Here is a 19,816-nt window from a genome sequence, read left to right as displayed (position 1 = left end):
ACCGAGGGCACGCAACCCCGCAGCGGGAGCGCGCGGCCCCCGTTGCGAGGACGCGGCGGCCCAGGGCAGGGACGCGGCGGTCGCCGTCACCGCCCGCCGTGCCGCGCGGCGACGAGGGCCGCGGCCATCAGCTCGCCGTCCAGCACGGACGCGTCGGCCATCCGCGTGGCCGTCCCGTGCGCCTCGAGCAGGGCCTTGGTCATCCGCAGTCCGCCGCGCGGCCGCCGCAGCACCGGCCGCACCCACGCCTCGACCGCCGCGTCGAGTGCGGAGTCCGGCTCGACCCGCTGGAGGACGGACCAGCGCAGGGCCTCCTCCGCCCCCACCGGCCGCCCGGTCAGCACCATGTCGCGCACCCGGGCCGTGCCGACCTCGTCGAGCAGCCGCGGCAGCAGCCCGCCCCAGGCGACCGGCAGTCCCAGCGCCGCCTCCGGCAGCCGGAAGGTGGCGCTCTCCGCCCCGATCCGCAGGTCGCAGGCGAGAGCGAGGGCGAATCCCGCGCCGACGGCGCGCCCCCGCACCTTGGCGACCGTCACCGCCGGGTTGCGGGACAGGGCCTGACACACCCGGCGTGCCTTGTCCCCCGAGATCCGTATCCCCGCCCCGTCGGGGTCCTGCCGCAGCTGCTCCTCGAACTCCGCGCGGTCGCCGCCGAGACAGAAGTCCTCGCCCGCGCCGGAGAGCACGAGCACCCGCACCGAGGGCTCCTGCCGGTGGAGGACCTCCAGCAGGTCGTCCAGCATCGCCTCGCAGACGGCGTTGCCGCGCTCCGGCAGGTGGAGTTCGACGTGCAGCACGTCCGCGTCGCGCCGCACGCGCAGGGTCTTGTACCGGTCGACGGCCGTCATGTGGTCACTTCCAGGGAGGTGATGCGGCGGAAGACCAGCCGGGGCACGTACACGGGCCCGTCGGCGGCCGACCGCAAGGTGGGGAAACGTTTCAGCAGTCCGGTGAGCAGCACTCTCGCCTCCAGCCGGGCCAGCCCCGCGCCGAGGCAGTAGTGCACGCCGCCGCCGAACGCGAGATGGGCGCCGCGGCGCAGGACGTCGAAGGCTGCCGGGTCGGGGTTGCGCCGCGGATCGTGGTGGGCGGCGCCGAACAGCACGTGCACCAGGCCGTCCTTGGCGACGGGCACTCCCCCGAGGACGGTGTCCTCGGCGGCGATCCGGCTGTTCAGCCAGATCGGCGGGTCGTACCGCAGGGCCTCCTCGACGGCGTCGTCGACGTGCTCGGGGTGCTCCCGCAGCCATCGCCACCGCGCCGGGTCGGCGAGCAGCAGGGAGACCACGGTGGACAGGAGCGTCGCGGTGGTCTCCAGGGAGGCGATGGTGACGAACATCGTCAAGTGGTAGAGCACCTGGTCGGCCGCGGCGCGGTCGCCCGCGTGCGTCTGGTCCCAGAACCGGATCCAGTCGGAGAGCACGTCCTCGCCGGGGTGGGCGCGCCGGTGCTCGAGCAGGGCGGTGAAGTACGCCCGCATCTCCAGGGTGGCGGCCTCGGAGACGGCGAGCTCGCTTCGGGTGGGCAGCAGTTCCTGGGCGAAGACCTGACGGTGGGTGAAGTCGAGTACGCGGTCGTGGTCCCGCTCCGGGAGGCCGAGCCATCCGCCGACGGTCCGGATCGGCAGGCGGTCCGCCACGACCGCGGCGAAGTCGGCCCTGCCGTGCGCCCGCGACTCCCGTTCCAGGTCGTCGAGCAGGGTCTCGACGTGCTCCTCGACGACGGGCCGCGCGGCCTCCAGGGCGCCGCGGGCGAAGGGGTTGCCCAGGGCGCGGCGCCGGAGCGTGTGCTCGGGCGCGTTGAGACGGGAGAGGGTGTGGCTCATCTCCCGGGTGGCGGGCGCGTGCCAGCGTGCGGGGTCCGGCTGCCGTTCCTGCCACGCGATGTCCGGGGCGAGCCAGCCGCGGCCGCGCAGCACCTCGTCGGCCACGTCGAACCCGGTGACGAAGTGTCCGCCCCAGGGCGCGGGGACCACGTCCCCGAGTTCCCGGAAGGCACGGTAGACGGGGAGCGGGTCGCGCAGGCCCTCGGGCGAGCGCAGACGGCGGACCAGGGCGATCACCTCGCGCCGACCGACCGCCCGGCGCGGGCCGGCGGCCGGTCGCGCGCCGTCCTGGCGGGGGACCCCCGGTGCGGGCGGGGGCGAGGGCGCGCCCGGACGCGGGCCGGACGCTTCCGGGTGGGCCGGGCAGCCTGCCGGGCTGCCGGCGACGGGACGACCGGCGACTGTGCTCAACCTTCTCTCCTCACTCGCTGCTGCTGACTCGCTGCTGCTCACGGGCGGAGCCGGCGGCCTCGGAGCCGGCGGCCTCAGAGACGGAAGACGTCGAGGAAGGTGCCCCAGAAGCCCTTCCTGCGGGCCGGTGCGGCGGGCTGCCCGGCCGGTTCGCCGACGGCCTGGGGCGTCTGCTCGGGCACGGCGGCCGGCAGCGGGTGGCGTCCGGTGGCGGCGGCCACCCGGCCGGCCGGGGAGGGGGCGAAGCGCACCGGGAGCGCCGCGAGGGCGCGGTGGAAGGGCCCCTGCCGCCAGGCGAGCTGCTCGGCGGGCAGTTCCAGGGCGAGGTCGTCGAGTTCGTTGAAGAGCTTCTCGACCGCGGTGAGGGCGATCACCTGGGCGGGCGAGGAGGCCGGGCACTTGTGCGGGCCCGCGCCCCAGGACAGGTGGGCGCCCTGGCTGCGGGAGCGGCGGGCGTGGTGCAGCGAGGGGTCCGCGTTCGCCCCGGCGAAGCTGATCACCACCGGGCTGTCCGCCGCGAGACGGATGCCGGCCAGGTCGACGTCCTGCCTGGGGAAGTGGGTGGCGTAGTTGGCGATGGGCGGGTTGTCCCACAGGACGTGTTCCATCGCCTCCTCGATGAGCAGGCCGGAGCCCTGCGGGGAGAGCATCAGCAGCACGGTGTTGCCGATGAGGTTGCGCTCGGGTTCGACCCCGGCGCCCATCAGCATCACCAGCTGGTCCTTGAGCTCGGTGTCGGTGAGCCCGGCCGGGTGCCGCACCAGGCGGCTGGTGAGGTCGTCGCCCGGCTCGCGGCGCTTGAGGGCCACCAGCTCCATCAGGCACGCCGTCAGCTCCTGGTCGGCGCGGAGGGCGTCCCGGCCCTCGAAGATGGCCGCCATCGAGGTGGTGAGCCGGTCGCCGATGTCCGCGGAGCAGCCGAACATCTTGTTGAAGACCAGCAGCGGCAGCACCTTGGCGTACTCGTCGATCAGGTCGGCGCGGCCGCGCTCGCTGAAGCGGTCGATCAGGAAGTCGCCCATCTGCCGCACGTCGCGCGCCAGTTGCCGGACGTCGATCGCGTCCAGGCTGTCGGTGACCGCCTTGCGCAGCCGCAGGTGCTCCGCCCCGTCGGTGAACAGGCAGTTGGGCCGGAACATCATCATCGGCAGCACGGGGCTGTCCAGGGCGATCCGGCCCTCGCGCAGGGCGCCCCAGTGGCGGGAGTCGCGGGCGAAGAGGGCGTCGTTCTGCAGTACCCGCAGCGCGGCCTCGTGGCCGACGACCAGGGTGGCCTCCACCCCGGGGGCGAGTTCCACCGGGCCGGCCGGGCCCTCGGCGCGCAGCCGGTCGTAGACGTCGTGCGGGGCGGCCGCGAAGTCCGCGCCGTGCATGGGGCAGCGGGCGGTGGTGCCGCCGTCGGCGGCGGGCGTGAAGTCCATGGTGCGTTCCTTCGGCGGCCCGGCGTCCTCGCGGACCGGGTCTGGGACGGGACGGGGAAGAAGCGTGCTCCCGCTCAGCGCGTGCGGCTGAGCAGGTGTCGGACGAGTTCCATGAGCGCCTCGGCGGAGGAGGCGACGTCCCGGGCGTCGCAGTGGACGACGGGCGTGTCGGGGAGCAGGTCGAGTGCCTCCCTGATCTCGCTCGCCTCGTAACGGACCGACGGGTCGAAGCTGTTGACCGCGACCGCGTACTCCAGGCCGAAGCTCTCCACCAGGTCGATGACCGGGAAGGTGGCCTCCAGGCGCGCCGGGTCGACCAGCAGGAGCGCCCCGAGGGCCCCCACCGTCATGTCCTCCCACAACTGCACGAACCGCTGCTGGCCGGGGGTGCCGAACAGGTAGAGGACCAGTTCCTCGCTGAGGGTGATGCGGCCGAAGTCCAGGGCGACGGTGGTGGTCTGCTTGGCGCCCGCCCCGCTGAGGTCGTCGACGGGGGCCGAGGCAGCGGTCATCCGCTCCTCGGTGCGCAGCGGCTCGATCTCGGAGAGGCTGCCGATGAAGGTCGTCTTGCCGACGCCGAAGTGCCCCACGACGACGATCTTGACGGCCCTCCGGACGCCGGCCGGGAGGTACGTGGCGGCCGGCCGGTCAGCCGAACAGCGCGTGGAGTCCATGCAGCACCTCTTCGAGGGTCCCTCGGTCAACGGCTTGGGCCGGCGGCGGTGCGGCACGGCGCAGCAGATGCCCTTGTTCGGCGAGATCGGTCAGCAGCAGCCGGGCGACGGCGGTCGGCAGGCCCAGGTGGGCGGCCACCTCCGCCACCGAGAGGTAGCCGCCGCCGCAGATGTCCCAGATGGCGCGGACCTCGGGGCCGGCCCGCCGGGGCAGTTCCCGGTCCGGCGCCAGGGTGACCAGGGTGTGGAGCGACAGGTCCGTCGAGGCCGGCAGCCGCCGCCCACCGGTGATGACGTAGGACCGGACGAAGTCCCCGGTCACCAGGTCGTCCTCGGGGGGCCTCGTCATGCCTCGGCACCGGCGTCCTGGCGCGCCGGCGAGGTCATGGCCTTCCCCAGGGCGGCGACCTGCTTCTGCATCCGGAAGGACATGGTCTCCATGTCCACGTCGAGTGCGGCGGAGGCGGCGAGGTAGGCGCCGCTGCCGGCCGCGATGAGGAAGATCCAGCCGCCGTCGTACTCGATGAGCGTCTGCTTCCAGGTGCCGTCGCCGCCGCCGACGAAGGGCGCGACGGCGCGGCTGAGGGACTGCATGCTGCTCATGGCGGCCGCGTTCTTCTCCGCGTCGTCCCGCTCGATGCCGCCTGACCGCTCCATCAGGAGTCCGTCGGCGGAGACGAGGATCGCGTGCCGGGCCCCGCGCACCGTCAGGACGTCGTCCAGCACCCAGGAAAGCTGGTCGTTCACTGCTCTTCCGATCCTTCCGAGTTGGTCGTGTCCCGTCCGCGCGCGGTGCCCCGGGCGAAGGCCCCGAGCCGTGAGGCGGTGGTCTCGTTGCTGTCGCCGGCCGGGTCGTCGTGCCGCGGCTGATCCGGCGGCCCGGGCGGGCCGGCGTCGGTCAGGGGGGTGCGCGCCGTCGTCCGCTCCGCCGCCACGCGGCGCCGCTTGGGCAGGCCTCCGGCGGTGGTGCCCACCGGGCGGGTGGCCGCGGTCGGGACGACTACGGGGGCGGGGTCGCGCTGGCGCCCGGGGGCGACCACCGGGGTCTTCCCGCGCGCTCCGCCGGCCGTGGCGGGGGCGGCGTCGTCGGAGGTCAGGAGGTCTCCCGGCAGCAGGACGACCGCGCGCACCCCGCCGTACGGGGAGGGCGTGTCGACGGAGACGCGGAAGCCGTACCGGGCGGCGAGGACTCCGGAGACGGCGAAGCCGAACTTGGGCGGGTTGCCCAGCGCGAGCAGGTCCACCGGCCCCTGCGGGGAGAGCAGAGCGGCGGCGCGGTCCTTCTCCTCCTGGCTCATGCCGACGCCGTAGTCGTCGACGATCAGGCAGACCCCGTTGGGCACCGCCTGGATGCCGACCACGACCGGCGTCTCGGGGGCGCTGTAGTTGGTGGCGTTGGCCAGCAGCTCGGCGAGCACCACCGCCAGGGGCTCCACGGCCTTGCTGACGACCGTCACGTTCACCTGGGCGTTGATCTCCACCCGGTCGAAGTGGCGGACGCGGCCCTGGGCGCTGCGCACCACGTCGAAGACCGAGGCCGGGTGCTCACGGCGTCCCAGCCAGCCGCCGCAGAGCACCGCGATGCCCTGGGCGCGGCGGTTGAACTGGCTGTTGGCGTGGTCGATCTCCATCAGGTCGGCCACCACGCCGGGGTCGTCGCCGTAGTTCTTCTGGGTGCGGTCGATGATCAGCTGCTGCTCGTCGGCCAGCACCTGAAGGGTGCGCATCGCGGCCTTGAGGACGGACTTGGTCTCCTCCTCGGCCTCCTGGCGGACCTCGGCGAGCGCCTCGCGGTGACGGTGTTCGAGCGCCGTCGTCTCGTTGCGCAGCAGCGCCCGCTCGGCCTTCTCCGCCCCGAGCTCACGCCGGAGGGCGTCCTCCTGGACGCGCAGCGCCATGTTGGTCCGACGCGCCCGGGTGACCGCGACTGCGGCGACCGCGAGCACCACCAGCAGGATCCACAGGAGTGGATCCCGGAGCAAAGACGTCATCCGACTCTCTTCACGTCGCGTTCCTGACAGCGGTCCTGCGGCCGCACGGTCCATTCCGTTTGACACACCGTCAACCGGCGAAGGAGCTGTCACCCTAGCAGTAGATGGAGGTACCAACTACCTCCACAAGGGCCCCCACTTCAGGGCATACGAGGACGTAGCAGCCGCGTAGCGCACATCACAACAAGATCGCGAAGAGCCGCGGCCGGACCCGCCGCCCCGTCACTCTCCTTTTGTCATGCGCCTGTTGATCCATTCCGCTTAGGGTCGCGGTCGGATCCGGGCCACAGGTACGGGATGTCGTCGGGGACGCCGGGGAACCGCTCCGCGTACTCCTGCGGATCCTTGCGCAGCAGCGCCGAGCGGTGACTGCGATGGAAGGCCTTGTCCCCCAGCCAGGGCGGGAGTTCGCCCGCCTCGGCGAGCACCTTCTGCACCCGGGCCCGCGGGGCGTCCGGACGGAACGCGGCGTACTCGGCGGTCAGGGAGTCGGCGCAGGTGTCCGGCCGGCCCTGCTCCTGCCACACCCGGCAGACCTCGAGCCCGTAGCGGACCAGGGCCTCCTCGTAGCCCGTCCACATGCGGACCGCCGGGTGGTGCTGCCAGCCGTACCCCGGCACCGTGAGGGCGCGGAAGACCTGGAGGGCCTCGACCCGCTGCTTGCCGAGCCGGCGCCGGTCGAGAGCCAGCGCGGACCGCCGGAAGTCCCGGTACGGGAGGAAGGTCTGCACGCGGCGCCGACTACCCGGCAGCGCCCCGGACAGCCCGGCCGCACCCTCGGTTCACCCGTCCGGCGGACGGCGATTTCCATGATCTACAGTTCGGGCGCGGGGAAGCGGACACCGGACAAGGGGAGGAAGCATGAGCGTTCAGGAGCTGTTCGGCGGCGGGGTCGCCGTGATCACGGGGGCCGGTTCGGGGATCGGCGCGGGGCTGGCCCGCTACGCCGCCACCGAGCTGGGCATGACCGTGGTGCTGGCCGACGTGGACGCGGGCGCCGTAGCCGCGCTGCGCGAGGAACTGGAGGCGGCCGGGGCCCGGGCGATCGACGTCGAGTGCGACGTCCGGGACGCCGAGGCGGTCGCCCGGCTGGCGGAGCGGACGCTGGCGGAGGCGGGTCCGGTGCGGCTGCTGGTCAACAACGCGGGCGTCGAGCAGTTCGGGTACCTGTGGGACACCCCGGTCGAGAACTGGCGGCGCGTCATGTCCGTCAACGTCGACGGGGCCTTCCACGGCGTCCGCGCCTTCCTGCCCCACCTGATGGCCGAGCCCGGGCAGTCCTGGGTCTGGAACCTCTCCTCGGTCGGCGGCGTGGGCGCCGCGCCGCTGCAGGCGCCGTACATCGTCAGCAAGCACGCGGTGCTGGCGCTGACCGAGTGCCTGAGCCTGGAGGTCCAGGCGGCGGGCCACGGGGACCACGTCCACGTCCAGGCGGTGCTGCCCGGGGCCGTCGCGTCCAACATCTTCCAGGCGGCGGGCGGCGCCGAGGACAGCGGCGACGTCGCGGCGGCGGAGGGTCACCGGGCCCAGATGCTTCAGCTGAACGACACCGCGATGGACCCGCTGGAGGCGGCCCGGATCTTCTTCGAGCAGTCCGCCAAGGGCGAGTTCTACCTGCTGAACGACGAGTTCGGCGGGCACCTGATGGCGGCCCGCGCGGACGTGCTCGCCCACCGCAGGGCCCCCGCGCTGCCGCAGTACTGAGTCGATGTGTCCGGTCCTGACGGGTGTGAGCGCGGCAATCGCGGCCATGAGGGGATGAAGGGGGTGCCCTCGGCGCAGGCCGGCGGGCCTCCCCGGATCATCCACCCACAGTGATCGGAGTGCCGCTCGTGAGCAGGTTGCAGCAGAAGGAACGGTTCACCTCCGGGCTCAAGGGCCTGGGCGGGCAGGCCGGTGAGGGCGGGAAGAAGCTGGGCCGCACGGCCCAGGCGTCGACCGCGCGCGCCACGGCCGCCCTCTCGGGCACCACGGCCAAGGCGCGGGAGAAGGCCGCCGAGCTCGCCCCGCAGGTCTCCGCCCGCGCGGGCGAGCTGAAGACCCGTGCGGCCGGCGTCACCGGCAAGGTAGGCCAGTCCGTGCCCGCCCCGGTGCGCACGGGTGCCACCCAGGCCGTCACCGCGGTGCGTACCGCGATGCTCGTGGGCCGCTACCGCACCGCCGTCATGGCCGGTGCCGGTGTCGCCCTCGTCTGGATGGTCGTCCGCCGCAAGCGCGGCTGACCGCCGTGGTTCCCGGTGCCGGGGGCCGGACCGCCGTCGGGCGGACCGGCCCCCGCGCCGCGTCCGGGGGCGGTGGGCGCGCGCCGTCAGGGGCGCGCGCCGTCAGGGGGCGGGCGGGCCGTTCGGTCCGGGCCGTCCTGCCGCCCGGGTGGGTCGGCAGTCAGGGACCCGCTGACGGGTACCCAGCGGGCCTGTGCGCGGGGGCCGTTCAGGCGGTGACGGCTCGGGCCGCGGACACCACCCGCGCCAGGGCGTCCTCCCGGAATAGCGCACGGCCCCGCGCGACGAGGCGGTCCCGCTCCGCGCCGTCCCGCGACAGCCGCTCCACCGCGCGCAGCAGGGCCGCGCCGTCGGGCGCGTGGACCGCCACGCCGAGCTGGGCCATGCGCCGTACGCCCGCCTCGCCGTGACCGGGCAGGGGTCGGTGCGCCACCACCGGCAGTCCGGTGGCCAGGGCCTGCACGGCGGTCTGACCGGCCGCGTTGTCGACCAGCACGCGGACCGCGCCGAGCAGTCCGGGCATGTCGGTGACCCAGTCGAGGACCAGTACGCCGGGCACGCGGGCCATGCGCTCCCGCAGACGCTCGTTCCGCCCGCACAGGACGACCGGCAGGAAGCCGGCGCGGGCCAGCCGCCGTGCGGTCGTCTCCATGCCCTCGGCGGCTCCCCAGGCGCCGGCCGAGAGCAGGACGGGCGGTCGTCCGGGCGCGTGGTCGTCGAAGCGCCGACGCCAGAGCGGAGCGCCGGCGGCCGGCTCGCGGAAGCCGGGCGCCACGACGGGTCCGGTCACCCGGACGGGCACGTCGACGCTCCCGCGCACCTCCCGCGCGGCCCGTTCGGTGAGGCAGAGGTACAGGTCGTTGCCGGGGTGCAGCCACTGCCGGTGGACGGCGAAGTCGACGAGCAGGACCACGCTGGGGCAGGACAGGGCGTCCCGTTCCCTGAGGTGACCCGTCAGCTGTGCGGCCAGATGGAAGACGGGCACCACCACGTCGGCGCCCGTCCGCCGCGCGATGCCGGTCAGGCGGGTGGCGGCCAGACGGGCGAGGGGGACGCCGCTGGGACGGCGCCCCGGTCCGGGGCGCAGGAACACGCGGTAGAGGGCGGCGTAGACCCAGGGGACGTGCCGCACCACCGCCTGGTAGAAGACGCGGAGCGCGGCCCCCGTCCCGAGAGGCAACAACCGCAGCAGGTCGAGGACCTGGACCTGGTGCCCCTGCTCGCGGGCACGGCGGGCGAGTTCGTGGGCCACGGTGTCGTGGCCGGCTCCCATGCCCGCGCTGAGGATCAGTAGCCGCAGCGCCTCGCGCTCCGGCGCGGGACGGCGGTGCCGCGAAAGGTGTGGGGTACGCACGAGAAGCAGAATGCCCGGATTCCCACACATGCGACACTTGGTCTAGGTTTGGCGGAGAAGATCCAGGCCGCTCGGAGATCGCCCGCGCCCGGTCGCCGACGCGTCCTGGCACCCTCGGGCATCCTTCCCACCACAGAGGTCCAGCCATGTCCCACGCACCCCAGGCAGGCACCGGCGACATCACGTCCACCTCGATACGTGGGCCGTGGCCGCGTCCCTCGGCGGAGCGCCCCGCCCCGGCCGGGCGGGCGCACACGGCGGTGGTGACCGGCGCCTCCTCCGGGATCGGCACCGCGGTGGCGCGTCGTCTGTCGGCCGAAGGGTGGGACCTCGTCCTCAACGGGAGGGACGCGGCACGCCTTCGGGAGGTCGCACGGCCGACCGGGGCCTCGTACTTCCCGGCCGATCTCACCACGCCCGGGGCGGAGGAGCGGCTGACCTCTTTCGCCCTCGACCGGGTGGGGCGGGTGGACCTTCTGGTGGCGGGCGCGGGCGTCGGCTGGGCCGGGGAGTTCGTCACCATGCCCGCCTCCGCCCTCGAGGAGGTCGTCGAGACGGACCTCCTGGCCACGCTGCGTCTGGTGCGGCAGGTCGTGCCCCACATGGTGCGGGAGGGCCGTGGGCGTGTCGTCCTCGTCGGATCCCTGGCGGGGGTGGTCGGGGTACGGGCGGAGGCCGTGTACTCGGCGGCGAAGGCGGCGTTGGGCGCCTTCTCCGAGGCCCTGCGGTACGAACTGCGCGGCACCGGGGTCGGGATCAGCCATGTGGTGCCGGGCGTCGTCGACACGCCGTTCTTCGAACGGCGCGGGGCCCCGTACCGCCGGTCGGCGCCCCGGCCGGTTCCGCCCGAACGGGTCGCGGACGCCGTGTGGACGGCGGTCTCCCGGGGGCGGGACGAGATCTACGTCCCGGGGTGGCTGCGGCTTCCGGCCCGGGTGCACGGAGCCGCACCCGCCCTGTTCCGGCGCCTGTCGTCCGTGTTCGGGTGACGGCGGTCCGGGGTGCTCACCGTCGTCCTCGCCCTGCTCGCCGCGCTGTCGAACGCCTCAGCCTCGGTGCTCCAGCGGCGGGCGGCGGCGGACGAGCCGGAGGGCGGCACCGGGCTGCGGCAGGACGCGCGGTGGCTGCTCCGCGTGCTGCGGCGGCCCGCCTGGGTGGCCGGCGCCGGCCTGCTCGCCCTGTCCACCGTGTTCCAGGCCTGGGCCCTGAGCCTGGGCGGCCTCGCCCTCGTCCAGCCGTTGCTGGCCACCGAGTTGCTCTTCACGCTGGCGGTCGGCGCCCTGGTCTTCCGGCGGCGTCCGGCGCCCAGGACCTGCCTGGCGTTCCTCGCCCTGGCCGCCGGGCTCGCGGTGTTCCTCGCGGCGGCCTCTCCGACCGCCGGACGCAGCACGGCCCACGGGGGGCGGTGGCTGCCGACCGCACTGGCGGTCACGGTGGTCACGGCCGGTCTGGCGCTGACCGCCCGCACGGTACGGGGGGCGCCGCGCGCCGCCCTGCTCGGACTGGCGTCGGCCGTGTGCTTCGCCGCGACCGCCGCGCTCCTCAAGGAGACGACCGGGAAGCTCGGCGACGGCCTCGGGGCCCTGATGTCCACCTGGCCCCCGTACGCGACGCTCGTCGTCGGGACCGCCGCCTTCCTGCTGCTCCAGTACGCGCTGCGGGCGGGGACGTTGGCCGCCTCGCAGCCCGCGCTGACCCTGGGCGACGCCCTGACCAGCGTGGCCCTGGGGTGGGTGCTGTTCGGTGAGCGGATCGCGCTCGGAGCCCGTGTGGCGCCCGCGCTGATGGGCGTGCTGCTCATGGGCGCCGGCAGTCTCGGGCTGGCGCGGGCCCTCCCGACGGCCGGAGGCTGGGACACGGGAGCGGCCGGCCGGAAGGGCGCACCGCCCGCCGGCCCTCGTCACCGGGGCGGTCCGGACACCGGCGGCGCCCCCGACCGTGAGGAGCACGACCTGTGAACGCGTCCCCGGGCCCTTCGGCCGTCCGGACCACGGCGGCGGTGCTGGTTCCCGCGCTCGCCTGCGCCGCGGCGCACATCGCCCCGGCCGCCACCTGGCTGCCCGCGGTACGCCGTACCTGCTTCCCCCGTCTGGCCGGTATCGGCCGCGCGGACCATGTGGCCCTGACCTTCGACGACGGGCCGGATCCGCTGTCCACCCCCCTGTTCCTCGACGCCCTGGACGAGCTCGGGGTGAGGGCGACCTTCTTCGTCCTGGGGGACGGCGTGGTCCGGCATCCCTCCCTGGTGGCCGAGACCGTCGGCCGGGGACACGAACTCGGGGTGCACGGCTGGGGCCACGAGCGCCCTTGGCTGCCCGCCCCGCTGGCCGACCGTCGTGGGCTCCTCCGTACGGCCGACGCGATCCAGGACCTGACCGGCCGTCGCCCGCGCTGGTACCGGCCGCCCTACGGCATCCTGACGTCCGGGCGTCTGGCCGCCGCCCGTACGGCGGGTCTCAGGACCGTGCTGTGGACGGCCTGGGGCCGGGACTGGACGCCCACGGCGACGGGAGCGTCGGTGTCCGCCCAGGTCGCCGCCGACCTGCGGGGCGGCGGGACCGTGCTCCTGCACGACACCGACCGGACGGCCGCCCCCGGCTGCTGGCGGGCGGCGCTCGCGGCCCTGCCCGAGATCGTCTCCGCGTGCCGCGCCGCGCGCCTGTCGGTCGGCCCGCTCGCCGAACACTGGACGCACGGCGGCCCGGCCGGGAGGCGCTCGAGCCCGGCCGGGCCGGCAACGCATGGTTCTCTTCGCGGAGTTGAGGGTGAGGAAGCGCGGACTCGTGCGGCCCCGCGCTGTCCGGGTGGTCCGCCGGGGCGGGACCGGGGCGGGGCCGCGTGAGGCGTCGGATCAGTGGTCGTCGAACTGGACCGTGACGCGGTCGGTGCTCGACGGCCAGGCCGGCACCCTCAGCACGTCGACGCGGCCGCCCTCGCCGCGCGGGCGCGACACCAGGGTGAGCGGCCGGTCCCGGCGCGCGGTCGCCGGGAGGTAGACGTCCATCCCGGTGAGGAACGGCGTCTGGAAGAACGGCTGCAGCGGCGCGGAGAGATCGGTGACCTTGTCCGAGCCCGCGTCGAAGACGAACATCCCGATCGTCCGCTTGGTGCGCGGCGCGTTCGCCGCGTTCAGCACCTGGACGCCCTCGACGGAGAGGGTGTCCCCCGCCTCGCCCTGGTCGCCCCACCACTCCTTCTGGCGGGTGACGGTGAGCGCCGCGTGGCCGTCGCCGGTCTCCACCTGTCCGGAGATGCCCTCCCCGGGCCGGCCGGTGAGCAGCCGCACGAGGTGGTCGGAGCGCTGGAACGGCGGGAAGTACAGGTGGTGGGTGTGCTTCTCGTCCCACACCAGCGCGAACTCGTAGTGGGCCTGCCCCCACGCCCGCACGGGCCCCCAGGCGCCGTCCGCCCCCAGGACCTGCACCGCCTCGGGCCTGCTGCCGATCCGCGCCCCCGTCAGCGGGTCGACGCGGTGGATCTCCAGCCGCACGCCCTCGACCGGGACGTTGGAGGGGAAGAGCTGGGCCCGGCCCGCGAGGGTGATGGACAGCTCCGGCACGATCCGCGTGGTGCGCGGCTCCTGGCCGTGGAAGAACCGGTAGAACTCGGCGAAGGTCTCCTCGGAGGTGACCGTCTCGGTGTGGGCCTGGCCGGGGAGGTACACGTTGCGTGCCCCGCCGACGGCGCGGGCCGGGTCGCCCTCGCCCCAGACGGCGAGGGTGGGGACGCCGCCGGGCAGGTCGGGCGAGGTCCGTCCGTCGAGGTTGACGTAGTGGGCGACCCTGGCGGCGCGTTCCGGCGAACTGCGCAGATACGCCTGCATCAGCAGGGTGCCCAGCGAGTGGGCGAGCAGGTCGACCCGGTCGGCGCCGCTGCGCTCCAGCAGCCCGTCGATCCGCCGGTCCAGGGCGGCGTAGACGGCGTCGGGGGTGGTGGTGGCGAAGGTCGAGTCGTACTCGTGGGTCTCGATCAGCTGGGCCGGGAAGCCGTTGCCGGTCAGCCGCCGGGCCTGGGTCTCGAACTGCCCGCCGGATCCGCTCGAGCCGTGCACGAAGATCACCGGCCGGAGGGTTCCGGTGCCCGCGGCCCGGTGGCTACCGGCCCCGTGGTCACCGGCCAGGGCGGGCGCCGGAAGGGCGCAGAGCATGAGCAGCGCGGTGAACAGGGTGACGATCCGGCCGACCGGGCCGCGCGACGTGGTCGCCAGGAGTGACGTCCGGGCAGATCCCAGCGGCGCGGGGTCCGGTGACACGGCGTCCGGTGACACGGCGTCCGGCGATCCGGTGCCGGGGGGATCGGCACGGCCGGGCCCGGTACCGGCGGGCGGGGTGCTGGAGGGCGGGGTGCTGGGTAACACGGTGCTCCACCTCTCGTGCGGGATGCGGGGAATGCGTTCGTCCGCCACCGTCCCGAGCCCCGGGGAAGGGCGGCAAGGGCGCCTCCGGGAGAACTGTGCCGCCGCCCAGCACCGCCGCCCCGGGCACCGACGGGGGCACAGCCCGGCCGGCGCCCGGGGCGCCGTTTCAGTTCTTGCGGAACCGCTCGACCGCCCGCTGGATCTCCTCACCGGTGGCGGTGGACGCCTGGGCCCAGGACTCGAACTCCAGCGTCGCGCCGAAGTCACCGGTCCTGGCGATGCCCACCGCCCGCTTGATGTCCCGCACCAGCGCCGGGTCCACGGCGGCCCAGCGCCCGGCCATGTCGTGCGCGGCCGCCACCGGGTCCTCGGCGACGCGCAGCGCCACCCCTTCCCGTACCGCGGTCTGCGCGTCGAGCGTGCCGCCGTCCAGCAACAGGGCGAGGGCCTTCTGTGCTCCCAGTGCGTCGACCAGGAACCAGGTGCAGCCGCCGCCCGGGTGGAGCCCGATCCGGGTGAACGTCGCCGCGAACCGGGCGTCCGGGCCGGCCACCCGGACGTCGCAGGCCATCGCCAGGTTGAAGCCGGCGCCCACGGCGGGCCCCTGGACCGCGGCGACGGTCGGGATCCGCAGCGCCCGCAGGCTGAGGAAGCTCTCGTACACGCGGTGCAGGTGCTCGCGCACCTCGGCGACCGGGCGGCCGGCGTCCCCGAACAGCGCGGGCAGGTCGGCCCCGGCGCAGAAGGCGGATCCGGCTCCGGTGACCACCAGGGTGCGGGCGTCCGGGTCGTGGGCCACGGTGGCGACGGCCTCCCCCAGCTCCCGGCACATGGTCTCGTCGAGACAGTTCCGGCGGTCCGGGTCGTCCAGTGTCAGCGTCCAGCGGCCCTCGTCCTCGACCAGGTCGACCTTCGTCATCCGCGCCCCTTCCTCGGTTCGCCCGGCCGGTGCCGGGTGCTCGGAACCTACCGTCCGGCCGTTCCGCCCGGCGCGGCCGGGTGGACGTGCCTTCCGCCTCCCGACGCGCTCACCCGGGCGTTCCGCGAGCCGCCTTCGACGGGCGGTCTCCCGCCGAAGGCGCTCAGCGTGCGTTCCAGCGCGGGAAGCGCGCGGACCACCTGGCGGGAGCGGATCAGCAGGTCCCAGGCGGGCTCGAACTTCTTCCAGCCGCCCGCGTAGGCGAGGTGCCGGAGCCGCTCCGGGCGACCCGGCTGCGCGGCGGAGCCGCGCCAGATGTTCGACCAGCGGTAGAAGTCCCGGTAGGCCCTCCAGTACCCGTCCTCGAGCTGCCGGGCGGTCATGCCCCGCGGCTCGTGGACCACGTGCCGGGTGTCGTACAGGTCCCAGTCCCGGTGCAGGATGCGCCCCTCGCCCTCCATCTGCCGCCACAGCCCGGTGGACGGGTAGGGAGTCATGATGTGGAAGGTGGCCGTCTCTATCCCCTGCTCGACGGCCCAGGCGACCGTGCGGTCGAAGACGTCCGGACCGTCCTGGTCGAGGCCGAAGACGAAGCTCGCGTTCACCATCACGCCGGCGTCGTGCAGCCGGCGGACCGCCGCCGCGTAGTCGGCTCCGATGTTCTGGTTCTTGCGCCGCTCGGCGAGGTTCGCCTCGTTGACCGTCTCGAAGCCGACGAACAGCGAGCGCAGCCCGGCGTCCACGGCCTTTTCCAACAGCCCCGGCTTGAGGACCGAGTTGACGGTGGCGGCGGCCTGCCACAGCCGCCCGGTCCCGGCCATCCCGTCGAACAGGGCCTCGGCGAAACGCCGGTTGCCGAAGAGGTGGTCGTCGAGGAAGTAGAGGTGGCGGCCGGGCAGCCGGTCGATCTCCGCCAGGGCGTCGTCCACCGCCTGCGTGTAGAAGGATCTGCCGCCCTCGAAGAAGGCGTCCTTGTAGCAGAAGTCGCAGTGGTGCGGGCATCCCCGGGTGACCACGAGGGAGTTGGGGACCAGGTACAGGTGGCGCTTGATGAGGTCCCGGCGGACGGGAGGCAGCCCTTCGAGGGTGCGCAGCCGTGAGTCGTAGCGGCGCGCGGGCGTGCCTTCGCGGAAGTCCGCGAGGAAGACCGGCCAGGTGTCCTCCCCGGGTCCGGTGAACACGGTGTCCGCGTGCGCGGCCGCCTCCTCGGGCAGCGAGGTGACGTGCAGGCCGCCCATGGCGACGTGGACGCCGCGCGCCCTGAAGTGGTCGGCGATCTCGTAGGCGCGCCGCGCGGAGGTGATGTAGGGCTGGACCACCAGGAGGTCCGGACTCTCCAGGGCCTCCAGGTCGATCCGCTCGACGTGCTCGTCGAGCAGGGTGACCTCGTCGTCGGGGTCCAGGTAGCCGGCCAGGGTGGCGAGCCCCAGGGGCGGGAAGAGCGAGTACTTGACGGGCCGGAACAGCGGGCTGGTCGCCTCGGTCAGTGCCGGGAGGATCATCGTCACACGCATGCCGGTCCAGAGGGCCGGAACCGCGCCGGTGGTTCCCGGTCCCCGGAAAAGGCGTCCTGCCAGGCACTTCCGGGCCTTCTCATGATCCGAGTACGCTCGCCCTGCCCCGGAGGCAGGGGTCCCGCGCCGACCGATGGAGAGCCCGATGACCACAGCGGACACGTCAGTCGATCCGGCGGAGGACGGGGCGCCGGCCCCCGTGCTCGCCTTCTGCGACGACGCGCTCGGCAGGGACGACATGGTGGGCCTGCTCGCCCGGCTGAAGGCCGGCGAGGTGGGCGCGGAGGAACTGGCGCGGGCCGCGGCGGAGCGGATACGCGCCGTGGACGGCCGGCTCAACGCCGTGCAGACGGCGATCTTCGAGGCCGGGATCGCCTCCGCGCGGGCGGGCGCCCGGGGGCCGCTGGCCGGCATCCCCACGCTGGTGAAGGACAACACCACCTACGCGGGACTGCCCACCGGCAACGGCACGGCCGCCGCCGTGCCGGGTCCGGCCACCCGGCACGCCCCGTTCACCCGCCAGTTCACGGCCACCGGGATGACCGTGCTGGGCAAGACGCGGCTGCCGGAGTTCGGGTTCAACGCCAGCACCGAGTTCGAGGACGCCGAGCCGGTCCGCAACCCGTGGAACACCGCGTTCTCCGCGGGCGGTTCCTCCGGCGGCAGCGCGGCCCTGGTCGCGGCCGGCGCGGTGCCGATCGCGCACGCCAACGACGGCGGCGGCTCGATCCGCATCCCGGCCGCCTGCTGCGGCCTCGTCGGGCTGAAGCCGACCCGGGGCCGCATGGCCGCCAACGAGACGGGCCGCAGCCTGCCGATCGACGTGGTCGTCGACGGGGCGGTCACCCGCACCGTGCGCGACACCGCGGCCTTCCTGGCCGCCGCCGAGCAGGCCCGTCCGGCGGCGAAACTGCCGCCCGTCGGCCGGGTCGAGGGCCCCGGGGAGCGGCGGCTGCGCGTGGGCCTGCTCCTGGACTCCCCCACCGGCACGGTCACCGACGAGGCGACCCGCGCCGCGGTCACCGCGACCGCCACGGTGCTCGAGGGCCTCGGACACCGGGTGGAGGAGTACCGGATGCCGCTGGACGCCCGGTTCGAGGAGGACTTCGTCACCTACTGGGGCCTGCTGGCCTTCCTGGCGGGTGCGACGGGGAAGCTGCTGATGGACCGGCGCTTCGACCGCCGCCGGATGGACGGCCTCAGCCGCGGTCTGCGAGAGCTGTACCTGCGCCAGTGGCACACGACCCCGGCCGTGGTGCGGCGTCTGCGCCGTGCGGCACGGGAGGCCTACGAGGACTCGGCCGCCCGGTACGACGTGATCCTCTCCCCCGTCCTGGCGCACACCACGCCGCGGCTGGGGCACCTGTCGCCGTCGGTTCCGTTCCCGGAACTGATCACGCGGCTGAGGACGTACGTGGCGTTCACGCCGATCAACAACGTGTGCGGCAGTCCTGCGATCTCGCTCCCGGGTCCGGCCCGGACGCCGGACGGCCTCCCGGTGGGTGTCATGCTCTCCGGCCGCGACGGCGAGGAGCGGACCCTGCTGGAGGTCGCCTACGAGCTGGAGGCGGCCCGCGGCTGACCCGGCCGGGTGCGCGGGACACGGGTGGCGTACCAGGACGGGCCGGGGCGCAAGGGCGCTGCGTACGCTGATGCCGCCCGGCCGGCCGCCCCGTCCCGCGCCCCGAACCGGGGCCGTCCAAGGAGCCGCACCACCATGAGCACGCACCGTTCCCCGGCCCGCGCGTCCGGCGCCGTGGCCGTCGCCGTCGTCGCCGCCCTGTCGCTGGCGTCCTGCGGCACCGACAGCGCCTCGACCTCGGGTCCCACCCCGACCGGCAGTCCGACCGCGTCCCCCTCGCCCACGGGCGCCGGCCAGGCGCACGACGCCCAGGACGTGTCGTTCTCGCAGGGCATGATTCGGTACCACCGCCAGGCGATCGAGATGGCGGACCTCGCCGAGACGCGGGCCGAGTCCCAGGACGTCAAGACCCTGGCGCAGAACATCAAGCAGGAGAACCAGACCCAGATCGACCAGATGTCCCAGTGGCTCACCTCCTGGGGCGAGCCGGTACCGGAGGCCAGCCCCACCGGAACGGAGAGCCCGACCGGGACCGAGAGCCCCACCGGAACGGAGAGCCCGGCCGGCAGCCCCAGCCCCAGCCCGACCGGCGGGAACATGCCCGGCATGGCCACCCAGGAGGAGCTGGACCAGCTCCGCGACGCCACCGGCGCCGACTTCGACCAGCAGTTCCTCACCCTGATGATCGAGCACCACGAGGGCTCCCTGGAGCTCGCCCGCACCGAGACCGAGCAGGGTGAGTACCAGCCGGCCAAGGACGCGGCCCAGTCGATCATCGACACCCAGTCCCAGCAGGTCCAGGAGATGAAGCGGATCCAGAGCGAGAACCAGAACCAGTACTGAGGTGGCACAGGTCACATCCGCCTGATGTCACATCTCGTCGTCCTCCCTCCGTCGGTGTGGTGAAGCGTCCACACGATCCGGAGGAGACCGAGATGGAACCGCGCATGAACCCCTTCGCCAGTCCGGTGGCGAGCAGCTTCGTGAAGCGCCTCGGCGCGGCCGGCAAGGTGGTGACCGACTCGTCGGTGCCGGTCCTCACGCAGGAGCTGGTGAAGATCCGCGCCAGCCAGATCAACGGGTGCGGGTTCTGTGCCGACATGCACACCAAGGAGGCCGTCGCGGCCGGGGAGAGCCACGCCCGGCTGCACCTGGTGGCGACCTGGCGGGAGGCGACGGTCTTCACCGAGGCCGAGCGGGCCGCCCTGGCGCTCGCCGAGGAGGGCACCCGCGTCGCCGACGCGGCCGGGGGCGTCCCGGACGAGGTGTGGGCCGACGCCGCGAAGCACTTCGACGAGGAGCAGCTCGCCGCGCTGGTGTCGCTGATCGCCCTGATCAACGCCTACAACCGGCTGAACGTGATGGTGCGGATGCCGGCCGGCGACTACCAGGTGGGCCAGTTCGGCTGAGCCGCACGCACCGCCCGCACGCATAGCCCGGCCCGCCGCCGAGGACCGGCCGCCCCACGCGACACGCGTGGAGAAGTGCCGGAGTCGCGTCCGGATTGGAAGCCACCTTGGCGACGACCCGGACTCCGTGCCGGTCG

At 74.3% G+C, this 19,816-nt stretch carries 20 protein-coding genes; 8 read left to right on the top strand and 12 right to left on the bottom strand.

Translation table 11 applies throughout. The features are described from left to right. Positions 1–86: 86 nt before the first annotated feature. From ABT026_RS25755 to ABT026_RS25720, 8 genes are all read right to left on the bottom strand, one after another. Positions 87–848, bottom strand: a complete 762-nt coding sequence (locus ABT026_RS25755) for an enoyl-CoA hydratase/isomerase family protein (protein ID WP_351117520.1) — start codon at positions 846–848, stop codon at positions 87–89. After that, positions 845–2,053, bottom strand: coding sequence for a cytochrome P450 (locus ABT026_RS25750; protein WP_502968056.1), 1,209 nt, complete (start codon positions 2,051–2,053; stop codon positions 845–847). Before ABT026_RS25750 ends, ABT026_RS25755 begins: the two co-directional genes overlap by 4 nt. 257 nt (positions 2,054–2,310) lie before the next feature. Next, on the bottom strand, positions 2,311–3,657 hold the full coding sequence (locus ABT026_RS25745; protein ID WP_351117519.1) for a cytochrome P450 family protein: 1,347 nt from the start codon (positions 3,655–3,657) through the stop codon (positions 2,311–2,313). A gap of 74 nt (positions 3,658–3,731) precedes the next feature. After that, complete coding sequence (locus tag ABT026_RS25740) at positions 3,732–4,331, bottom strand: GTP-binding protein (RefSeq protein ID WP_351117518.1); 600 nt, start codon at positions 4,329–4,331, stop codon at positions 3,732–3,734. Further along, positions 4,306–4,680: a DUF742 domain-containing protein gene (locus ABT026_RS25735; protein ID WP_351117517.1), complete on the bottom strand. Its 375-nt coding sequence runs from the start codon at positions 4,678–4,680 to the stop codon at positions 4,306–4,308. The genes ABT026_RS25740 and ABT026_RS25735 overlap by 26 nt, the downstream gene beginning before the upstream one ends. Then, entirely contained in the window at positions 4,677–5,078 is a 402-nt protein-coding gene (locus tag ABT026_RS25730; protein WP_351117516.1) for a roadblock/LC7 domain-containing protein, read from the bottom strand. The genes ABT026_RS25735 and ABT026_RS25730 overlap by 4 nt, the downstream gene beginning before the upstream one ends. After that, positions 5,075–6,322, bottom strand: coding sequence for an ATP-binding protein (locus tag ABT026_RS25725; protein ID WP_351117515.1), 1,248 nt, complete (start codon positions 6,320–6,322; stop codon positions 5,075–5,077). The genes ABT026_RS25730 and ABT026_RS25725 overlap by 4 nt, the downstream gene beginning before the upstream one ends. A gap of 236 nt (positions 6,323–6,558) precedes the next feature. Next, the gene (locus tag ABT026_RS25720; RefSeq protein WP_351117514.1) at positions 6,559–7,053 is read right to left on the bottom strand and encodes an MSMEG_6728 family protein; all 495 of its coding nucleotides are present in this window, start codon (positions 7,051–7,053) and stop codon (positions 6,559–6,561) included. Between the two features lie 130 nt (positions 7,054–7,183). On the opposite strand from ABT026_RS25720, the gene ABT026_RS25715 reads away from it, so the two are divergent. Then, on the top strand, positions 7,184–8,026 hold the full coding sequence (locus ABT026_RS25715; RefSeq protein WP_351117513.1) for an SDR family NAD(P)-dependent oxidoreductase: 843 nt from the start codon (positions 7,184–7,186) through the stop codon (positions 8,024–8,026). A gap of 128 nt (positions 8,027–8,154) precedes the next feature. Then, positions 8,155–8,544, top strand: coding sequence for a hypothetical protein (locus ABT026_RS25710; RefSeq protein ID WP_351117512.1), 390 nt, complete (start codon positions 8,155–8,157; stop codon positions 8,542–8,544). 208 nt (positions 8,545–8,752) lie between these two features. On the opposite strand, the gene ABT026_RS25705 is transcribed toward ABT026_RS25710, so the two are convergent. Next, a complete protein-coding gene (locus ABT026_RS25705) occupies positions 8,753–9,817 on the bottom strand; it encodes an MGDG synthase family glycosyltransferase (RefSeq protein WP_351117582.1) in 1,065 nt (354 codons plus the stop codon). A 227-nt stretch (positions 9,818–10,044) separates the two neighbouring features. Between ABT026_RS25705 and ABT026_RS25700 the strand changes: the two genes are divergently transcribed. The 3 genes from ABT026_RS25700 to ABT026_RS25690 are packed head-to-tail and all read left to right on the top strand — an operon-like array spanning position 10,045 to position 12,740. Next, positions 10,045–10,887 (top strand): SDR family NAD(P)-dependent oxidoreductase, encoded by an 843-nt coding sequence (locus tag ABT026_RS25700; protein WP_351117511.1) that lies wholly within the window; start codon positions 10,045–10,047, stop codon positions 10,885–10,887. Positions 10,888–10,899: 12 nt separating this feature from the next. Beyond that, positions 10,900–11,856 carry a DMT family transporter gene (locus ABT026_RS25695; protein WP_351117510.1) on the top strand — a complete coding sequence of 319 codons (957 nt, stop codon included), beginning with the start codon at positions 10,900–10,902 and terminating at the stop codon, positions 11,854–11,856. Next, positions 11,853–12,740, top strand: a complete 888-nt coding sequence (locus ABT026_RS25690) for a polysaccharide deacetylase family protein (protein WP_351117509.1) — start codon at positions 11,853–11,855, stop codon at positions 12,738–12,740. The genes ABT026_RS25695 and ABT026_RS25690 overlap by 4 nt, the downstream gene beginning before the upstream one ends. A 9-nt stretch (positions 12,741–12,749) precedes the next feature. On the opposite strand, the gene ABT026_RS25685 is transcribed toward ABT026_RS25690, so the two are convergent. The 3 genes from ABT026_RS25685 to ABT026_RS25675 form a co-directional block, all read right to left on the bottom strand. After that, positions 12,750–14,255, bottom strand: a complete 1,506-nt coding sequence (locus tag ABT026_RS25685; protein WP_351117508.1) for an alpha/beta fold hydrolase — start codon at positions 14,253–14,255, stop codon at positions 12,750–12,752. Between the two features lie 166 nt (positions 14,256–14,421). Beyond that, positions 14,422–15,174, bottom strand: a complete 753-nt coding sequence (locus tag ABT026_RS25680) for an enoyl-CoA hydratase (RefSeq protein WP_351117507.1) — start codon at positions 15,172–15,174, stop codon at positions 14,422–14,424. 47 nt (positions 15,175–15,221) lie between these two features. Then, positions 15,222–16,688: a B12-binding domain-containing radical SAM protein gene (locus ABT026_RS25675; RefSeq protein ID WP_351117506.1), complete on the bottom strand. Its 1,467-nt coding sequence runs from the start codon at positions 16,686–16,688 to the stop codon at positions 15,222–15,224. Positions 16,689–16,833: 145 nt separating this feature from the next. Here ABT026_RS25675 and ABT026_RS25670 point away from each other — a divergent pair, with 145 nt between their 5' ends. The 3 genes from ABT026_RS25670 (at position 16,834) to ABT026_RS25660 (ending at position 19,679) form a co-directional block, all read left to right on the top strand. After that, positions 16,834–18,270 carry an amidase gene (locus ABT026_RS25670; protein ID WP_351117505.1) on the top strand — a complete coding sequence of 479 codons (1,437 nt, stop codon included), beginning with the start codon at positions 16,834–16,836 and terminating at the stop codon, positions 18,268–18,270. A gap of 135 nt (positions 18,271–18,405) precedes the next feature. Further along, positions 18,406–19,113: a DUF305 domain-containing protein gene (locus ABT026_RS25665; RefSeq protein ID WP_351117504.1), complete on the top strand. Its 708-nt coding sequence runs from the start codon at positions 18,406–18,408 to the stop codon at positions 19,111–19,113. 92 nt (positions 19,114–19,205) lie between these two features. Continuing rightward, the gene (locus ABT026_RS25660; protein ID WP_351117503.1) at positions 19,206–19,679 is read left to right on the top strand and encodes a carboxymuconolactone decarboxylase family protein; all 474 of its coding nucleotides are present in this window, start codon (positions 19,206–19,208) and stop codon (positions 19,677–19,679) included. Positions 19,680–19,816 lie beyond the last annotated feature (137 nt).

It is taken from the genome of Streptomyces sp. NPDC002734 (assembly GCF_040295685.1).
Lineage (GTDB): Bacteria > Actinomycetota > Actinomycetes > Streptomycetales > Streptomycetaceae > Streptomyces.
Note: the sequence above shows the minus strand (reverse complement) of the source record. Positions and strands in the feature narration are given on the sequence as shown.